The sequence below is a fragment of the Caulobacter sp. HJHS_5 genome (assembly GCF_056683955.1).
In genome coordinates this window covers 524307-538851 of record NZ_JBWZNC010000001.1, presented here as the reverse complement: position 1 = coordinate 538851, position 14545 = coordinate 524307, and the positions used below count along the sequence as shown (strand labels likewise).

At 67.7% G+C, this 14545-nt stretch carries 14 protein-coding genes; all 14 read left to right on the top strand.

Features of this window, described 5'->3' with window-relative positions:
* The 14 genes from nuoF to ACFLIT_RS02725 all read left to right on the top strand — a co-directional run bounded on the left by nuoF (position 1) and on the right by ACFLIT_RS02725 (position 14482).
* Complete coding sequence (nuoF, locus tag ACFLIT_RS02790) at positions 1 to 1320, top strand: NADH-quinone oxidoreductase subunit NuoF (protein ID WP_479909648.1); 1320 nt, start codon at positions 1 to 3, stop codon at positions 1318 to 1320.
* Positions 1321 to 1324: 4 nt separating this feature from the next.
* Positions 1325 to 3367: an NADH-quinone oxidoreductase subunit NuoG gene (nuoG, locus tag ACFLIT_RS02785; protein WP_479909647.1), complete on the top strand. Its 2043-nt coding sequence runs from the start codon at positions 1325 to 1327 to the stop codon at positions 3365 to 3367.
* Between the two features lie 3 nt (positions 3368 to 3370).
* The gene (gene nuoH / locus ACFLIT_RS02780; RefSeq protein WP_479909646.1) at positions 3371 to 4438 is read left to right on the top strand and encodes an NADH-quinone oxidoreductase subunit NuoH; all 1068 of its coding nucleotides are present in this window, start codon (positions 3371 to 3373) and stop codon (positions 4436 to 4438) included.
* Positions 4438 to 4671 carry a hypothetical protein gene (locus ACFLIT_RS02775; RefSeq protein ID WP_479909645.1) on the top strand — a complete coding sequence of 78 codons (234 nt, stop codon included), beginning with the start codon at positions 4438 to 4440 and terminating at the stop codon, positions 4669 to 4671. The genes nuoH and ACFLIT_RS02775 overlap by 1 nt, the downstream gene beginning before the upstream one ends.
* Entirely contained in the window at positions 4668 to 5159 is a 492-nt protein-coding gene (gene nuoI, locus ACFLIT_RS02770; RefSeq protein ID WP_479909644.1) for an NADH-quinone oxidoreductase subunit NuoI, read from the top strand. The genes ACFLIT_RS02775 and nuoI overlap by 4 nt, the downstream gene beginning before the upstream one ends.
* Before the next feature lie 63 nt (positions 5160 to 5222).
* Entirely contained in the window at positions 5223 to 5852 is a 630-nt protein-coding gene (locus ACFLIT_RS02765; protein ID WP_479909643.1) for an NADH-quinone oxidoreductase subunit J, read from the top strand.
* Positions 5849 to 6154 carry an NADH-quinone oxidoreductase subunit NuoK gene (nuoK, locus tag ACFLIT_RS02760; RefSeq protein ID WP_479909642.1) on the top strand — a complete coding sequence of 102 codons (306 nt, stop codon included), beginning with the start codon at positions 5849 to 5851 and terminating at the stop codon, positions 6152 to 6154. Before ACFLIT_RS02765 ends, nuoK begins: the two co-directional genes overlap by 4 nt.
* A 2-nt stretch (positions 6155 to 6156) precedes the next feature.
* A complete protein-coding gene (gene nuoL / locus ACFLIT_RS02755; RefSeq protein ID WP_479909641.1) occupies positions 6157 to 8250 on the top strand; it encodes an NADH-quinone oxidoreductase subunit L in 2094 nt (697 codons plus the stop codon).
* A 2-nt stretch (positions 8251 to 8252) separates the two neighbouring features.
* A complete protein-coding gene (locus ACFLIT_RS02750; protein WP_479909640.1) occupies positions 8253 to 9737 on the top strand; it encodes an NADH-quinone oxidoreductase subunit M in 1485 nt (494 codons plus the stop codon).
* A gap of 9 nt (positions 9738 to 9746) precedes the next feature.
* Complete coding sequence (gene nuoN, locus ACFLIT_RS02745) at positions 9747 to 11174, top strand: NADH-quinone oxidoreductase subunit NuoN (RefSeq protein WP_479909639.1); 1428 nt, start codon at positions 9747 to 9749, stop codon at positions 11172 to 11174.
* On the top strand, positions 11164 to 11934 hold the full coding sequence (locus tag ACFLIT_RS02740; protein WP_479909638.1) for a biotin--[acetyl-CoA-carboxylase] ligase: 771 nt from the start codon (positions 11164 to 11166) through the stop codon (positions 11932 to 11934). Before nuoN ends, ACFLIT_RS02740 begins: the two co-directional genes overlap by 11 nt.
* A 20-nt stretch (positions 11935 to 11954) precedes the next feature.
* On the top strand, positions 11955 to 13634 hold the full coding sequence (locus tag ACFLIT_RS02735; protein ID WP_479909637.1) for a ribonuclease J: 1680 nt from the start codon (positions 11955 to 11957) through the stop codon (positions 13632 to 13634).
* Between the two features lie 186 nt (positions 13635 to 13820).
* Entirely contained in the window at positions 13821 to 14225 is a 405-nt protein-coding gene (mce, locus tag ACFLIT_RS02730) for a methylmalonyl-CoA epimerase (RefSeq protein ID WP_479909636.1), read from the top strand.
* Positions 14222 to 14482 carry a DUF1467 family protein gene (locus ACFLIT_RS02725; RefSeq protein WP_479909635.1) on the top strand — a complete coding sequence of 87 codons (261 nt, stop codon included), beginning with the start codon at positions 14222 to 14224 and terminating at the stop codon, positions 14480 to 14482. The genes mce and ACFLIT_RS02725 overlap by 4 nt, the downstream gene beginning before the upstream one ends.
* Positions 14483 to 14545: the final 63 nt, after the last annotated feature.

The following is a 14545-nucleotide window of genomic DNA, read 5'->3' as shown; positions in this document are numbered from 1 at the left end:
ATGGTCGGCATTCTCGAAGACAAGGACCGCATCTTCCTGAACCTCTACGGGTTGCACGACCCGTACCTCGAGGGGGCGAAGAAGCGCGGCTGCTGGAACGCCACGAAGGACATCCTCGATCAGGGTTCCGCGTGGATCATCGACAACATGAAGGCCTCGGGCCTGCGCGGCCGCGGCGGCGCCGGCTTTTCCACCGGCCTCAAGTGGTCGTTCATGCCCAAGGAAGTGAAGCCGGGCCGGCCGCACTACCTGGTGGTCAACGCCGACGAGTCCGAACCGGGCACCTGCAAGGACCGGGAGATCATGCGGCACGATCCGCACCTCCTGATCGAAGGCTGCCTGATCGCCAGCCGGGCGATGCAGGCCCACGCCTGCTACATCTACATCCGTGGCGAATACGTGCGTGAGCGCGAGGTCATGGAAGCCGCGATCAAGGAGGCCTACGAGGCCGGGCTGGTCGGCAAGAACAACGTCCACGGCTGGGACTTCGACATCTACATGCACCACGGCGGTGGGGCATACATCTGCGGCGAAGAGACCGCGCTGCTCGAAAGCCTGGAAGGCAAGAAGGGCCAGCCGCGCCTGAAGCCGCCGTTCCCGGCCGGCGCCGGCCTCTACGGCATGCCGACGACGGTCAACAACGTCGAGAGCATCGCGGTGGCGGGCACCATCCTGCGTCGCGGCGCGGGCTGGTTCGCCGGCTTCGGCCGCCCGAACAACACCGGCACCAAGCTGTTCTGCGTCTCGGGCCACGTGAACCTGCCCTGCAACGTCGAAGAGGCGATGAGCATTCCGTTCCGTCAGTTGATGGAAGACCACTGCGGCGGCATTCGCGGCGGCTGGGGCAACCTCAAGGCGGTCATTCCGGGGGGCTCCTCGGTGCCGATGATCCCGGCCGAGCAGTGCGAAGACCTGCCGATGGACTTCGACGCCCTGCGCGACCTGAAGTCGGGCCTGGGCACGGCGGCCGTCATCGTCATGGACAAGTCGACCGACCTCGTCCGCGCCATCGCCCGCCTGAGCTACTTCTACAAGCACGAGAGCTGCGGTCAGTGCACGCCGTGCCGCGAAGGCACCGGCTGGATGTGGCGGGTGATGGAGCGCATGGCGACCGGCGAGGCCGAGATGCGCGAGATCGACACCCTGCTCGACGTCACGACCCAGGTCGAAGGCCACACCATCTGCGCCCTGGGCGATGCGGCCGCCTGGCCGATCCAGGGCCTGTTCCGCCACTTCCGCCACGAGGTGGAGGAGCGGATCACCAGCTACCGCGCAGGCAAGCCGCATGTTCAGGGCGCGACCCTGATCGCGGCGGAGTAACGAGATGCCCACAGCCAAGGTCAACGGCGTCGAGACCGAGTTCGAGCCCGGGATGACGGTCCTGCAGGTGGCGGAGCTGGCGGGGGAGGAGATCCCGCGCTTCTGTTACCACGAGCGTCTGTCCATCGCCGGCAACTGCCGCATGTGCCTCGTCGAGGTGAAGCCCGGCCCGCCGAAGCCGCAAGCCAGCTGCGCCCTGCCGGCCGCCGACGGCCAGGAGATCTTCACCAAGACGCCGATGGTAAAGAAGGCGCGCGAAGGGGTGATGGAGTTCCTGCTCATCAACCACCCGCTGGATTGCCCGATCTGCGACCAGGGCGGCGAGTGCGACCTGCAGGATCAGGCCATGGGCTATGGCCGCGACGACAGCCGCTACGCCGAGAACAAGCGCGCCGTCGAAGAAAAGTACATGGGCCCGCTGATCAAGACGATCATGACCCGCTGCATCCAGTGCACCCGCTGCGTCCGCTTCATCACCGAAGTGGCCGGCGTGCCCGAGATCGGTCTCATCTCGCGCGGCGAAGACGTTGAAATCACGACCTATCTGAACGCCGCCGTCACCAGCGAGCTGTCGGCCAACGTCATCGATCTCTGCCCGGTCGGCGCCCTGACCTCCAAGCCCTACGCCTTCGAGGCGCGCCCCTGGGAGCTGAAGAAGACCGAAAGCGTCGACGTGATGGACGCCCTTGGCTCGGCGATCCGCGTCGACAGCCGGGGAACCTCGGTCATGCGCGTGCTTCCGCGCGTCAACGAGGACGTCAACGAGGAGTGGCTGAGCGACAAGAGCCGCTACGCCTGCGATGGCCTGCTGCGCCAGCGCCTCGACCGCCCGATGGCCAAGATCGGCGGCCGCCTGCAGCCGATCACCTGGGGCGCGGCCTTCGACGCCGTCGCCGCCAAGCTGAAGTCGACCCCGGCCGACCGCGTCGGCGTGGTCGCCGGCGACCTGCAGGACGCCGAGAGCATGAAGGCGGCCCTGGATTTGTTCTCGTCGCTCGGCGTCGCGAGCCTCGACTGCCGCCAGGACGGCGCGGCCCTGGGCGACGGCCCGCGCGAAAGCTGGCTGTTCAACTCGACCCTGGCCGGCATCGAGAACGCCGACGTGGTGCTGATCGTCGGCGCCAATCCGCGCCTCGACGCCCCGGTGCTGAACCAGCGCCTGCGCAAGCAGTGGATCGCCGGCAAGATGCGCCTCGGCGTCGTCGGCGAGGCTCTGGACCTGACCTATGACTACGACCGGGTGGGCGAGGGGGCTTCGGACCTCTCCAAGCTCTCCGGCGCCTTCGCCGACGCCTTCAAGGCGGCCGAGCGCCCGGCGATCATCGTCGGCGCCGCCGCTCTGAACGACGCCGGCGCCCTGGCGGCCGTGGCCAAGCTTGCGGGCGACTACGGGGTGGTGCGCGACGGCTGGAACGGCTGGAACGTGCTGCACACCGCCGCCGCCCGCGTGGGCGGCCTCGACCTCGGCTTCACGCCGAAGGCCGGCGGCAAGAGCGCGGCCGAGCTGGTCGCCAAGGGCGGGGCCGACGTGCTGTTCCTGCTCGGCGCCGACGAGATCGACCTCTCCGAGACCGACGCCTTCGTGGTCTACCTCGGCACCCATGGCGACACGGGCGCCCACAGGGCCGACGTGATCCTGCCGGGCGCCGCCTACACCGAGAAGAACGGCCTCTATGTCAACACCGAGGGCCGGGTGCAGATGGCCAACCGAGCCGTCTTCCCGAAGGGCGAGGCGCGCGAGGACTGGGCGATCCTGCGGGCGCTGTCCGAGCGCCTCGGAGCGACCCTGCCTTACGACACGCTCGACGCCCTGCGCGCCAAGCTGTTCGCCGACCATCCGAGCTTCGGCCAGATCGACTTCGCCCCCGGCTCGGTCGTTGGCAAGCCGAACCTTTCGAAGCTGGGCGGCAAGGCCAAGCCGGCCAAGGGGCCGTTCGCCCCGGCCAAGCGCGCCTTCCACCTGACCAACCCGATCGCGCGCGCCAGCGTGACGATGGCCGAGTGCGCCAGCCTGGCGGCCGGCCAGCAAAAGCAGGCGGCGGAGTAAGCGATGCAGAACTTCTGGACCACTCCCGGCGGTTGGACGCTTCTCGCCGTCGGTCAGATCCTGCTGGTCGTCGTCGTCCTGCTGGTCTCGATCGCCTTCCTGCTGCTGGCCGACCGTAAGATCTGGGCCGGCGTGCAGATGCGCAAAGGCCCGAACGTGGTCGGCCCCTTCGGCCTGCTGCAGTCGTTCGCCGACCTGATCAAGTTCGTGCTGAAGGAGCTCGTCATTCCGGCGGGCGCCGACAAGATCGTCTTCCTGCTCGCCCCGGTCATCACCGTCACCCTGGCCCTCGTGGGCTGGGCGGTGATCCCGTTCGCGCCCGGCTGGGTGATCGCCAACCTCAACGTCGGCATCCTCTACCTGCTGGCGATGAGTTCGCTCGGCGTCTACGGCATTATCATGGGCGGCTGGGCTTCGAACTCGAAGTATCCGTTCCTCGGCAGCCTTCGCTCGGCGGCGCAGATGGTGTCCTACGAGGTCTCCATCGGCTTCATCATCGTCACGGTGATCCTGCTCGCCGGCACCATGAACCTTTCCGAGATCGTCACCTCGCAGGATGGCTGGTTCTGGAACTGGTACGCCTTCGGGGGCGGCGACACCTGGCCGCTGATCATCATCATGTTCCCGATCATGGGCATGTTCTTCATCTCGGCCCTGGCCGAGACCAACCGCCCGCCCTTCGACCTGCCGGAAGCCGAGTCCGAACTCGTGGCCGGCTATCAGGTGGAGTACAGCTCGACGCCGTACCTGCTGTTCATGCTCGGCGAGTACGTCTCGATCGTGCTGATGTGCGCCCTGATCACCGTGCTGTTCTGCGGCGGCTGGAACATCGGCATCCCGATCCCCGGCCTCGATACCCTGCCGCCGACCCTGGTCAGCTTCATCGGCTTCGTCGTCTTCGCGGTGAAGGTGGTGTTCTGGTTCTTCATGATCGCCATGGCCAAGGCGATCGTGCCTCGCTACCGCTACGATCAGCTGATGCGCCTGGGCTGGAAGGTCTTCCTGCCGATGTCGCTGGCCGCCGTGGTCCTGGTCGCCGCCTGGCGCGTGTTCATGACGGCGGGGGCCTGATGCGCGCCGCCGCTCCCCTTCTGCTGCTCGGCCTCTGCGCCTGCGCCAGCGTCAATGCGGCGGCGCACGACCAGTCCTACGGCCTGCCGTCGGGCATCGCCTCCTATGACGCCCTGGCGCGCGAGGGTGCGACCTGCAAGGCGCGCGGCGGCGTGGTGAAGCCGAGCGGGCAGGGCGATCAGACCATGCTCAGCAATTACTTCTGTTCCATTCCCGCGGGGGCTTCGAAATGATCGCACGTATCGGTCAGGCGATCCGGGGCGCGGCCCTGCTCGACTTCGCCGGGGCCTTCGGCCTGGCGATGAAGTACATGATCGCCCCCAAGAAGACGGTGGCCTATCCCAACGAGCGCGGCCCGCAGTCGCCGCGCTTCCGCGGCGAGCACGCCCTGCGTCGCTACCCCTCGGGGGAAGAGCGCTGCATCGCCTGCAAGCTCTGCGAAGCCATCTGCCCGGCCCAGGCCATCACCATCGAGGCCGAACCGCGCGCCGACGGCTCGCGCCGCACGACCCGCTACGACATCGACATGGTGAAGTGCATCTACTGCGGCCTGTGCCAGGAGGCCTGCCCGGTGGACGCCATCGTGGAAGGTCCGAACACCGAGTTCGCCGTGGAGACCCGCGAGGAACTCTACTACGACAAGGAAAAGCTGCTCGATAACGGCGACCGTTGGGAGCGGCAGATCGCAAAGAATCTGGAACTGGACGCGCCCTACCGCTAAGGCAGGCGCGCCCCCGGCGAGGTGACTCGCCGGGGCGTTTGTGATGAAGGGATGCCCCCTCCGATGGCCTTGCAGGCGATCGCATTTTACCTGATGGCGGCGGTCACGCTTATTGCGGGCCTGTCGGTCATTCTCGCCAAGCACCCGGTGCACTCGGTGCTGTTCCTGATCACCGCCTTCTTCTCGGCGGCGGGACTGTTCGTCCTCATGGGCGCCGAGTTCCTCGCGATGCTGCTGATCGTCGTCTACGTCGGCGCCGTGGCGGTGCTCTTCCTGTTCGTCGTCATGATGCTCGACGTCGACTTCAGCACCCTGCGCCGAGGTTTCGCCCAGTACCTGCCGATCGGCCTGGTGGTGGCCTTCATCCTCGCGGCCGAGATGGTGGCGGTCGCCGCCGCGGTCGCCCACGGCGGCGCGGCCGCGGCCAACGCCACCCCGGCGGCTTCGGCCCCCGACGTCAGCAACGTCGTGACCATCGGCTCGGTGCTCTACACCGACTACGTCTATGTCTTCCAAGGCGCGGGCCTGGTGCTGCTGGTCGCCATGATCGGGGCCATCGTCCTGACCCTGCGCCATAAGCCCGGCGTGAAGCGCCAGAACATCGGCGCCCAGGTCGGCCGCACGCCGAAGACGGGCATGCGCATCGTCCAGATCCAGTCCGGCGCCGGCGTCGAAGAGGAGGCCTCGCGATGATCGGCCTGACCCACTACCTCGTGGTCGCCGCGATCCTGTTCACCATCGGCGTCTTCGGCATCGTGGTGAACCGCAAGAACGTCATCCTCATCCTGATGTCGATCGAGCTGATCCTGCTGGCGGTGAACATCAACCTCGTCGCCTTCAGCGCCTTCCTGCACGACGTGGCGGGGCAGATCTTCGCGATGTTCGTGCTGACCGTCGCCGCCGCCGAGGCGGCCGTGGGCCTGGCGGTGCTTGTCACCTTCTTCCGTAATCGCGGCGACATCGCCGTGGACGACGCCTCCATGATGAAGGGCTGATCTTGGAAACCCTCGTCACCTTCATCGTCTTCGCCCCGCTGGTGGGCGCGGCCATCGCCGGCCTGTTCGGTCGGCGCATCGGAAACCTCGCCTCGCAGGCGGTGACCACGGGCCTGCTGTTCGCGGCCTGCGCCGGCGCCTGGACCGTCTTCTCGATGTGGACCTGGGGCCACCTCGAGGCCTTCACCCACGTGGTGCTGCCGTTCATCAACATCGGCGACTTCCAGTCGGCCTGGTCGATCCGCATCGACGCGCTCAGCGCCACCATGCTGATCGTGGTCACCACGGTCTCGGCGCTCGTCCACCTCTACAGCTGGGGCTACATGGCGGAGGATCCGTCGAAGCCCCGCTTCTTCGCCTATCTGTCGCTGTTCACCTTCGCCATGCTGGCCCTGGTGACCGCCGCCGACTTCATGCAGCTGTTCTTCGGCTGGGAAGGGGTGGGCCTCGCGTCCTACCTGCTGATCGGCTTCTGGTTCCACAAGCCGACCGCCAACGCCGCCTCGATCAAGGCCTTCGTGGTCAACCGCGTCGGCGACTTCGGCTTCGCCCTCGGCATCATGACGGTGTTCTGGGCCTTCGGGACCATCAACTTCCACGAGCTGTTCGCGATGATCGCCGCGAACGCCGGGCGCAGCTGGACCTTCGCGGGCCATGTCTTCCCGCTGATGGATATCGCCTGCTTCCTGCTGTTCATCGGCGCCATGGGCAAGTCGGCGCAGTTCTTCCTGCACACCTGGCTGCCGGACGCCATGGAAGGCCCGACCCCGGTGTCGGCCCTGATCCACGCGGCCACCATGGTGACGGCCGGCGTCTACATGGTCTGCCTGCTGTCGCCGATGTTCGAATACGCCCCGATGGCCAAGGCCATCGTCACGGTGATCGGCGCCATCACGGCCCTGTTCGCCGCCACGGTCGGCCTCACCCAGAACGACATCAAGCGGGTGATCGCCTATTCGACCTGTTCGCAGCTCGGCTACATGTTCTTCGCCGCCGGCGTGGGCGCCTACGAGGCGGCCATGTTCCACCTGTTCACCCACGCCTTCTTCAAGGCGCTGCTGTTCCTGGGCGCCGGCTCGGTGATCCACGGCATGCACCACGAGCAGGACATGCGGTTCTACGGCAAGCTGGCCAAGTACCTGCCGGTCACCTACGCGGCCATGACCATCGGCACCATCGCCATCACCGGCCTGGGCATCCCCGGCACCGAGATCGGCTTCGCCGGCTTCTTCTCGAAGGACACCATCATCGAGGCCGCCTTCGCGGCGGGCGGCGAGGGTTCGCTGGTCGGCTCGTTCGCGGGCGTCATCGGCCTGCTGGTGGCCGGCCTGACCGCCTTCTACTCCTGGCGGGTCGCCTTCTTCACCTTCAACGGCAGCGCCCGCTGGGGCCACCACGACGCGCATGGGCATGACCACGCCCATCACGACGACCACGCGACCGCCGCCCAGATCGAGACCCATGACGAGCCGCTGGCTGACGATGGCCACGGTCACGGGCACGACGACCACGGCCATGGTCACGACCACAAGCCGCACGAGAGCCCCTGGGTGATGCTCACCCCGCTGGTCGTGCTGTCGGTCGGCGCCATCGCCGCCGGCTTCGTGTTCCACAACTTCTTCGTCGGCGAAGCCCGCGCGGAGTTCTGGCGCGGCGCCATCTTCATCGGTCCGCACAACGAGGTGCTCGAGCACGCGCACCACTCGTCGGCCCTGATCAAGTGGGCGCCGTTCGTGTTGTCGATCACCGGCCTCCTGGTCGCGGCCTACATGTATCTGTGGAAGCAGGGCCTGGGCGCGCGCATGGCCGCCAACGGCGGGCCGCTCTACACCTTCTTCTACAACAAGTGGTTCTTCGACGAACTCTACAACGCGACCTTCGTGCGTTGGGCGCGGGCCCTCGGCGACCTGTTCTGGAAGGGCGGCGATCAGAAGATCATCGACGGGCTGGGTCCGGACGGCGTCTCGGCCGTCTCCTACGCGGTCGGTCGCGGCACGGGTAAGGTGCAGACCGGCTATCTCTATCACTATGCGTTCGTGATGCTGCTCGGCGTGGCCGGCCTGCTGTCGTTCGCTCTCTGGGCGTGGGCGGCCTGAACATGACCGGTATCCTCAGCCTCATCACCTTCGCGCCGCTGATCGGCGTGGCGGCCCTGCTGGGCCTGCAAGCCACGTCCAAGCCGGGCCGGGACACCGACACCAAGGCCAAGTGGATCGCGCTCGTCACGACGCTGGTCGTCTTCGCCCTGTCGCTGGTGATGCTGTTCGCCTTCGACAAGTCGGCGACCGGCTTCCAGTTCCACGAGAACGTCACCTGGTTCGCGGGCCTCCGCTACCAGATGGGCGTCGACGGCATCTCGGTGCTGCTGGTGGTGCTGACCACCTTCCTGCTGCCGATCTGCATCATCGCCTCGTGGGAGAGCGTCGAGAAGCGCCTGATCGAATATCTGATCGCCTTCCTGGTGCTGGAAGTGCTCGTCGTCGGCGTGTTCTGCGCCCTCGACCTCGTGCTCTTCTACCTGTTCTTCGAAGGCGGCCTGGTGCCGATGTTCCTGATCATCGGCATCTGGGGCGGCAAGCGGCGCATCTACGCGGCCTACAAGTTCTTCCTCTACACCCTGCTGGGCTCGGTGCTGATGCTGGCCGCCGTGCTGGCCATGATCGGCATCGCCGGCACCTCGTCGATCCCGGACCTGCTGGTCTACAAGTTCGACCCCGGCCTGCAGATCTGGCTGTGGCTGGCCTTCTTCGCCTCGTTCGCGGTGAAGATGCCGATGTGGCCGGTGCACACCTGGCTGCCCGACGCCCACGTGGAAGCCCCGACCGCCGGTTCGGTGATCCTGGCCGGCATCCTGCTGAAGCTCGGGGGCTACGGCTTCATGCGCTTCAACCTGCCGATGTTCGCCCACGCCTCGGAGGTGTTCCAGCCGCTGGTGTTCTCGATGAGCGTGATCGCCATCGTCTACACCTCGCTGGTCGCCTTCCGGCAGACCGACATCAAGAAGCTGATCGCCTATTCGTCGGTGGCCCACATGGGCTTCGTCACCCTGGGCATCTTCAGCGGAAACCTGCAGGGCGAGCAGGGCGCGCTCTACCAGATGCTGAGCCACGGCTTCATTTCCGGCGCGCTCTTCCTCTGCGTCGGCGTGGTCTACGACCGCATGCACACCCGCGAGATCGCCTTCTACGGCGGACTGGTGAACCGCATGCCGCTCTACGCCGCCGTCTTCCTGCTGTTCACCATGGGCAACGTGGGCCTTCCGGGCACCTCGGGCTTCGTCGGCGAGATCCTGACCATGACCGGGACCTACAAGGCCTCGACCTGGGCGGCGATCGGCGCGGCGTCCGGCGTGATCCTCTCGGCCATGTACGCCCTCACGCTCTATCGCGCGGTGGTGTTCGGCGAGATCAAGAATCCGGCCCTGGCCAACATCACCGACCTGACCAAGCGCGAGGTGCTGCTGTTCGTCCCGCTCATCGCGGGCACGCTGATCCTGGGCGTCTATCCCGCGCTGATTTTCGACGTCACCGCCGCCTCGGTGCAGAACCTCGTCACGGCCTTCCAGGCCGCGACCGGCGGTTGAGGACCTGACATGAGCTTCTCCTCGCAATTCCTGCTGGCCGGCCCCGAGGCGATCCTCGCGGGCGCCGCGTTGCTCCTGCTGGTATGGGGCGCCTACCTCGGCCGTTCGACCGCCTTCACGGCGGCCTCGGTCGTCGCCCTGCTGGCGGCCGCCTTCGTCGCCGTCGTCGGCCCGCACGGCGTCGCCTTCAAGGGCGCCTTCGTGCACGATCAGGCCTCGGCCTTCTGCAAGGCCGCGCTCTACATCTTCAGCGCCTTCGCCATTCCGGTGGGCGAGAAGTGGTTCGCCAAGCGCGGCGAGGCCAAGTTCGAGTATCCGGTGCTGATCCTCATCGCCGCCCTCGGCATGGGCATGATGGTCTCGGCCGGCGACCTGATCTCGCTCTACATCGGCGTCGAGCTGCACTCCCTGGCGCTCTACGTCCTGGCCGCCTTCCGCCGCGACGACGCCAAGGGCTCGGAAGCGGGCCTGAAATACTTCGTGCTCGGCGCCCTGTCGTCGGGCCTGCTGCTCTACGGCGCCAGCCTGGTCTACGGCTTCGCCGGCTCCACGCGCTTCGACGAGATCGCCGCCGTGGCGCAGGGCGGGGCAGGGACCGGCGGCGTGCTGTTCGGCCTCGTGTTCCTGATCTGCGGCCTGGCGTTCAAGGTCTCGGCCGCGCCGTTCCACATGTGGACGCCGGACGTCTACGAAGGCGCCCCCACCCCGGTGGTCGGCTTCTTCGCCGCCGCGCCGAAGCTCGCCGCCATGGTGATGTTCGCCCGCGTGCTGGGCGACGCCTTCCCCGGCGCCGTCGAGCAATGGCGCCAGGTGCTGGTCGTCATCGCGCTGCTCTCAATCTTCGTCGGCGCCTTCGCCGGCCTGGCGCAGAAGAACCTGAAGCGCCTGTGGGCCTATTCCTCCATCGCCAACGTCGGCTACGCCCTGCTGGGCCTGGCCGCCGGCGGCGAGGCGGGCATCCAGTCCATGCTGCTGTTCATGGTGCTCTACATGGTCGACGTGACCGGCTTCTTCGCCTGCCTCACGGCGCTGGAGCGGTCGGGCAAGCCGATGGAGACCATCGACGACATGGCGGGCCTGATCAAGGAACGCCCCGGCATCGCCCTGGCCATGACCGCCTTCTCGCTGTCGGCCCTCGGCCTGCCGCCGTTCTCGGGCTTCTGGGCCAAGTTCTACGTGTTCAAGGCCGCCATCGGCGTCGGCCTGTCGTGGGCCGCGGTGCTGGGTCTGGTGGGTTCGGTGGTCGCGGCCTTCTATTACCTGCGCCTGATCAAGGCGATGTGGTTCGACGCCTCGCCGGGCGCGGTCGACGCCCCGGCGCCGGGCGCGCGTCTGGTGGCCTTCGCCGCCGCCATCTTCGCCTGCCCGGTGGTTCTGGTCGCCCTGGTCTGGCTCGATCCGTGGGCGCGCGCCGCCGCGGCCGCCTTTGGCCGCTGATCTCGGGCGGGCGTCTAGCCCAGTTCCCCTCGTCGTTCTCGACGAGGTCGACTCCACGAACGCCGAGGCCCGCCGCCGGGCGGAGGCGGGCGACCGCGGCCCGACCTGGCTGTTCGCCCACGCTCAGACCGCCGGGCGCGGCCGGCGGGGCCGCAGCTGGGAGACCGGGCAGGGCAACCTCGCCGCCACCCTGCTGCTGACCCTCGATCGGCCGCCGGCCGAGGCCGCGCAGCTCTCCTTCGTCGCCGCCCTGGCGGTGGCCGACCTCGCCTGCGCCTATGTGCCCTGCGCCATGGTCAGCCTGAAGTGGCCGAACGATCCGATGCTGGCCGGCCGCAAGGTCGGCGGCATCCTGCTGGAAAGCGGCCCCGCCGCCAGCGGCGGCCAGTGGATGGCCGTCGGCATCGGGGTCAACCTGGCCAATCCGCCATCCGCGCCGGAGCGCCCGGCCACGGCCCTGGCCCGGCACATGGCGCCGCCGGCCCCCGACCCCTTGATCGCCCTGCAACAACTGGCGGACGCCTTCGAACATTGGTTCCAGATCTGGCAAGCCGAGGGCTTCGCGCCCATCGCCGCGGCCTGGACCGCCAAGGCCCACGGCCTGGGCGAGGCCTGCGTCGCCCGCCTGGGCGGCGAGACCGTCGAAGGCTTCGCCGAAGGGCTGGATGTCGACGGCGCGCTCCTGCTTCGCCTTCCTGACGGGCTGCTGCGTCGTATCGCAGCCGGCGATGTCTATTTCGCCTCGCAATCGCCCGCATAATCCCCCATCTGCGGGACCGCATGACAAAAAATCAGAACAGCAACGAACTCGTCTTCCTGCCGCTAGGCGGCTCGAACGAGATCGGCATGAACTTCAACCTCTACGGTTTCGGCCCGCCCGACGACCGCAAATGGATCGTCGTCGACCTCGGCGTGACCTTCGGCGACCAGACGACGCCCGGCGTCGAGATCATCCTGCCCGACCCGGAGTTCATCGAGGACTACGCCGACGACATTCTCGGCATCGTCCTGACCCACGCCCATGAGGACCACATCGGCGCCGTCGCCTGGCTGTGGCCGCGCCTGCGCGCGCCGCTCTACGCCACGCCCTTCACCGCCTTCCTGCTGCGCGAAAAGCTGCGCGAGGCCGGGCTGGAGGAGGTCGAGATCAATGAGGTCGAGCTCGGCGGCTCGGTCCAGCTCGGCCCGTTCGACATTGAGCTTCTCACCCTAACCCATTCGATTCCCGAGCCGAATGGCCTCGCCATCAAGACGCCGCTGGGCGTCGTGCTGCACACCGGCGACTGGAAGATCGACCCCGATCCCTTGCTCGGCGAGCCGACGGACTCCGACGCCATCCGCCGCCTCGGCGACGAGGGCGTGCTGGCCATGGTCTGCGACAGCACCAACGTCTTCGTCGACGGCGTCGCCGGCTCGGAAGCCGACGTTCGCGTCGCGCTGAACAAGCTGATCGGCGGCCTCAAGGGCAAGGTCGCGGTCGCCTGCTTCGCCTCCAACGTCGCCCGCATGGACAGCGTGATCCGCGCCGGCCAGGCCGCCGGCCGCAGCGTCTGCCTCGTCGGCCGCTCGATGCACCGGATGGCCGCCGCCGCGTCGTCGGTCGGATTCCTCAGGGATATCGAGCCGTTCGTGACGGATTCCGAAGCGCGCCACCTGAATGAAGATCAGGTGCTCTACCTCTGCACCGGCAGCCAGGGCGAAGGCCGCGCCGCGCTCAGCCGCATCGCCGAGGGAACGCACCCGACGGTCAGCCTGGGGGCAGGGGACCACTGCGTCTTCTCCTCGCGGGTGATCCCGGGCAACGAGATCCCGATCCGCAACCTGCAGAACAAGCTCTCCGAGCGCGGGGTGCGCCTCTATACCGAGCGCGACCATCCGGGCATCCACGTCTCCGGCCACCCGTGCCGCGACGAGCTGAAGGAAATGTACCAGTGGGCCCGGCCTCAGATCGCCGTGCCGACCCACGGCGAGCGCCGCCACCTCGAGGAGCACGCCGCCTTCGCCAAGGACCTGCAGGTCCCGCAGACGGTGGCGCCCCGCAACGGCGACATGGTCCGCCTGGCCCCCGGCCGCGCCCAGATCGTCGACGAGGTTCCGGCCGGCCGGCTCTATGTCGACGGCGGCATGGTCACGCCGGAGAACGGCGATGCGCTGAAGGAGCGTCGCCACGCGGCGGCCAACGGCGTGCTGATGGTCTCCCTGGCGCTGGACGGTCGCGGCCGCCTGGTCTCCGGCCCGCAGGTCCGCTCTCTGGGTCTCGCGGGCGACACCGACGATCCGCTCGACGAGATCCTCGACGACCTGGCCGACGAAGCCGAACGCGCCCTCAAGGGCGTGAAAGGCGACGCCCTGGAACTCGACGACGCCATCGAAAGCGCCATCTCCCGCGCCGTGAAGAAAGCCGCCCAACGCGTCTGGGAGCGGCGGCCGGTGGTCGAGACAACCGTCCTCAGACTCTGACCCGACAACCCGCTCATCCCGGCGAAGGCCGGGATCCAAGCTGAGTTTGATGTGCAGGCTCTGCGGCTCGATCGAACGGGGGCGTCCCGAATTTCGGTCCCTCTCCGGCATCTCAGCTTGGGCCCCGGCCTTCGCCGGGGTGAGCGGTGATTTGCTGGCCTTATCGCGGGGGTCTAAACACCGCCCATGATCGGCCGCTTGAACCACGTGGGCGTCGCCACGCCGTCCCTCGACGAAGCCATCGCCCTCTATCGCGATGTGCTCGGCGCCACGAACATCACCGAGCGGCGCAGCCTGCCGGCGCAGGGGGTCAGCTTCGTCTTCGTCGAGCTCGGCAACGCGCAGATAGAGCTGATCGAGCCCTACGGCGACAATTCGCCCCTCCTCGGATTTCTGGAAAAGAACCCCAAGGGCGGGCAACATCACGTCTGTTTCGAGGTGGCCGACATCCACGCCGCCCGCGACGCCATGATCGAAAAGGGTGCGAAAGTGCTGGGCGAACCGCGCATTGGGGCGCATGGAACGCCGGTGATCTTCGTCCACCCCAAGGACATGGGCGGCGTGCTGATCGAACTGATGGAGACTCCATGAGCCCGTTAACGTCCGTCGCCATCTACATGACCATCTGGTGGACGACGCTGTTCGCCGTTCTGCCGCTGGGCGCGCGCAGCCACGCCGAGATGGGAATCGATCCCGGCGACGGCGGCGATCCGGGCGCCCCGGTGAACCCGAACCTGAAGCGCAAGTTCATCACCACCACCTGGGTCTCGGCCATCGTCTTCGGCATCCTGTGGCTGGTGGTGCACTTCAACCTGATTCCGCTGCCGCACCTGCCGTCCGAGGGCTGAGGCGCGGGATTGACGCGGGGGCGCCTGCTCAAGACTTGGGCGCACCCGATGCGCCCTCCGCTC

Bases quoted from the DNA above. Each gene is read 5' to 3' on its own strand.
- nuoG (WP_479909647.1), top strand. From the start codon at position 1,325: ATGCCCACAGCCAAGGTCAACGGCGTCGAGACCGAGTTCGAGCCCGGG.
- nuoK (WP_479909642.1), top strand. From the start codon at position 5,849: ATGATCGGCCTGACCCACTACCTCGTGGTCGCCGCGATCCTGTTCACC.
- nuoF (WP_479909648.1), top strand. From the start codon at position 1: ATGGTCGGCATTCTCGAAGACAAGGACCGCATCTTCCTGAACCTCTAC.
- ACFLIT_RS02775 (WP_479909645.1), top strand. From the start codon at position 4,438: ATGCGCGCCGCCGCTCCCCTTCTGCTGCTCGGCCTCTGCGCCTGCGCC.
- ACFLIT_RS02735 (WP_479909637.1), top strand. From the start codon at position 11,955: ATGACAAAAAATCAGAACAGCAACGAACTCGTCTTCCTGCCGCTAGGC.
- nuoH (WP_479909646.1), top strand. From the start codon at position 3,371: ATGCAGAACTTCTGGACCACTCCCGGCGGTTGGACGCTTCTCGCCGTC.
- ACFLIT_RS02725 (WP_479909635.1), top strand. From the start codon at position 14,222: ATGAGCCCGTTAACGTCCGTCGCCATCTACATGACCATCTGGTGGACG.
- nuoI (WP_479909644.1), top strand. From the start codon at position 4,668: ATGATCGCACGTATCGGTCAGGCGATCCGGGGCGCGGCCCTGCTCGAC.
- ACFLIT_RS02750 (WP_479909640.1), top strand. From the start codon at position 8,253: ATGACCGGTATCCTCAGCCTCATCACCTTCGCGCCGCTGATCGGCGTG.
- mce (WP_479909636.1), top strand. From the start codon at position 13,821: ATGATCGGCCGCTTGAACCACGTGGGCGTCGCCACGCCGTCCCTCGAC.
- nuoN (WP_479909639.1), top strand. From the start codon at position 9,747: ATGAGCTTCTCCTCGCAATTCCTGCTGGCCGGCCCCGAGGCGATCCTC.
- ACFLIT_RS02765 (WP_479909643.1), top strand. From the start codon at position 5,223: ATGGCCTTGCAGGCGATCGCATTTTACCTGATGGCGGCGGTCACGCTT.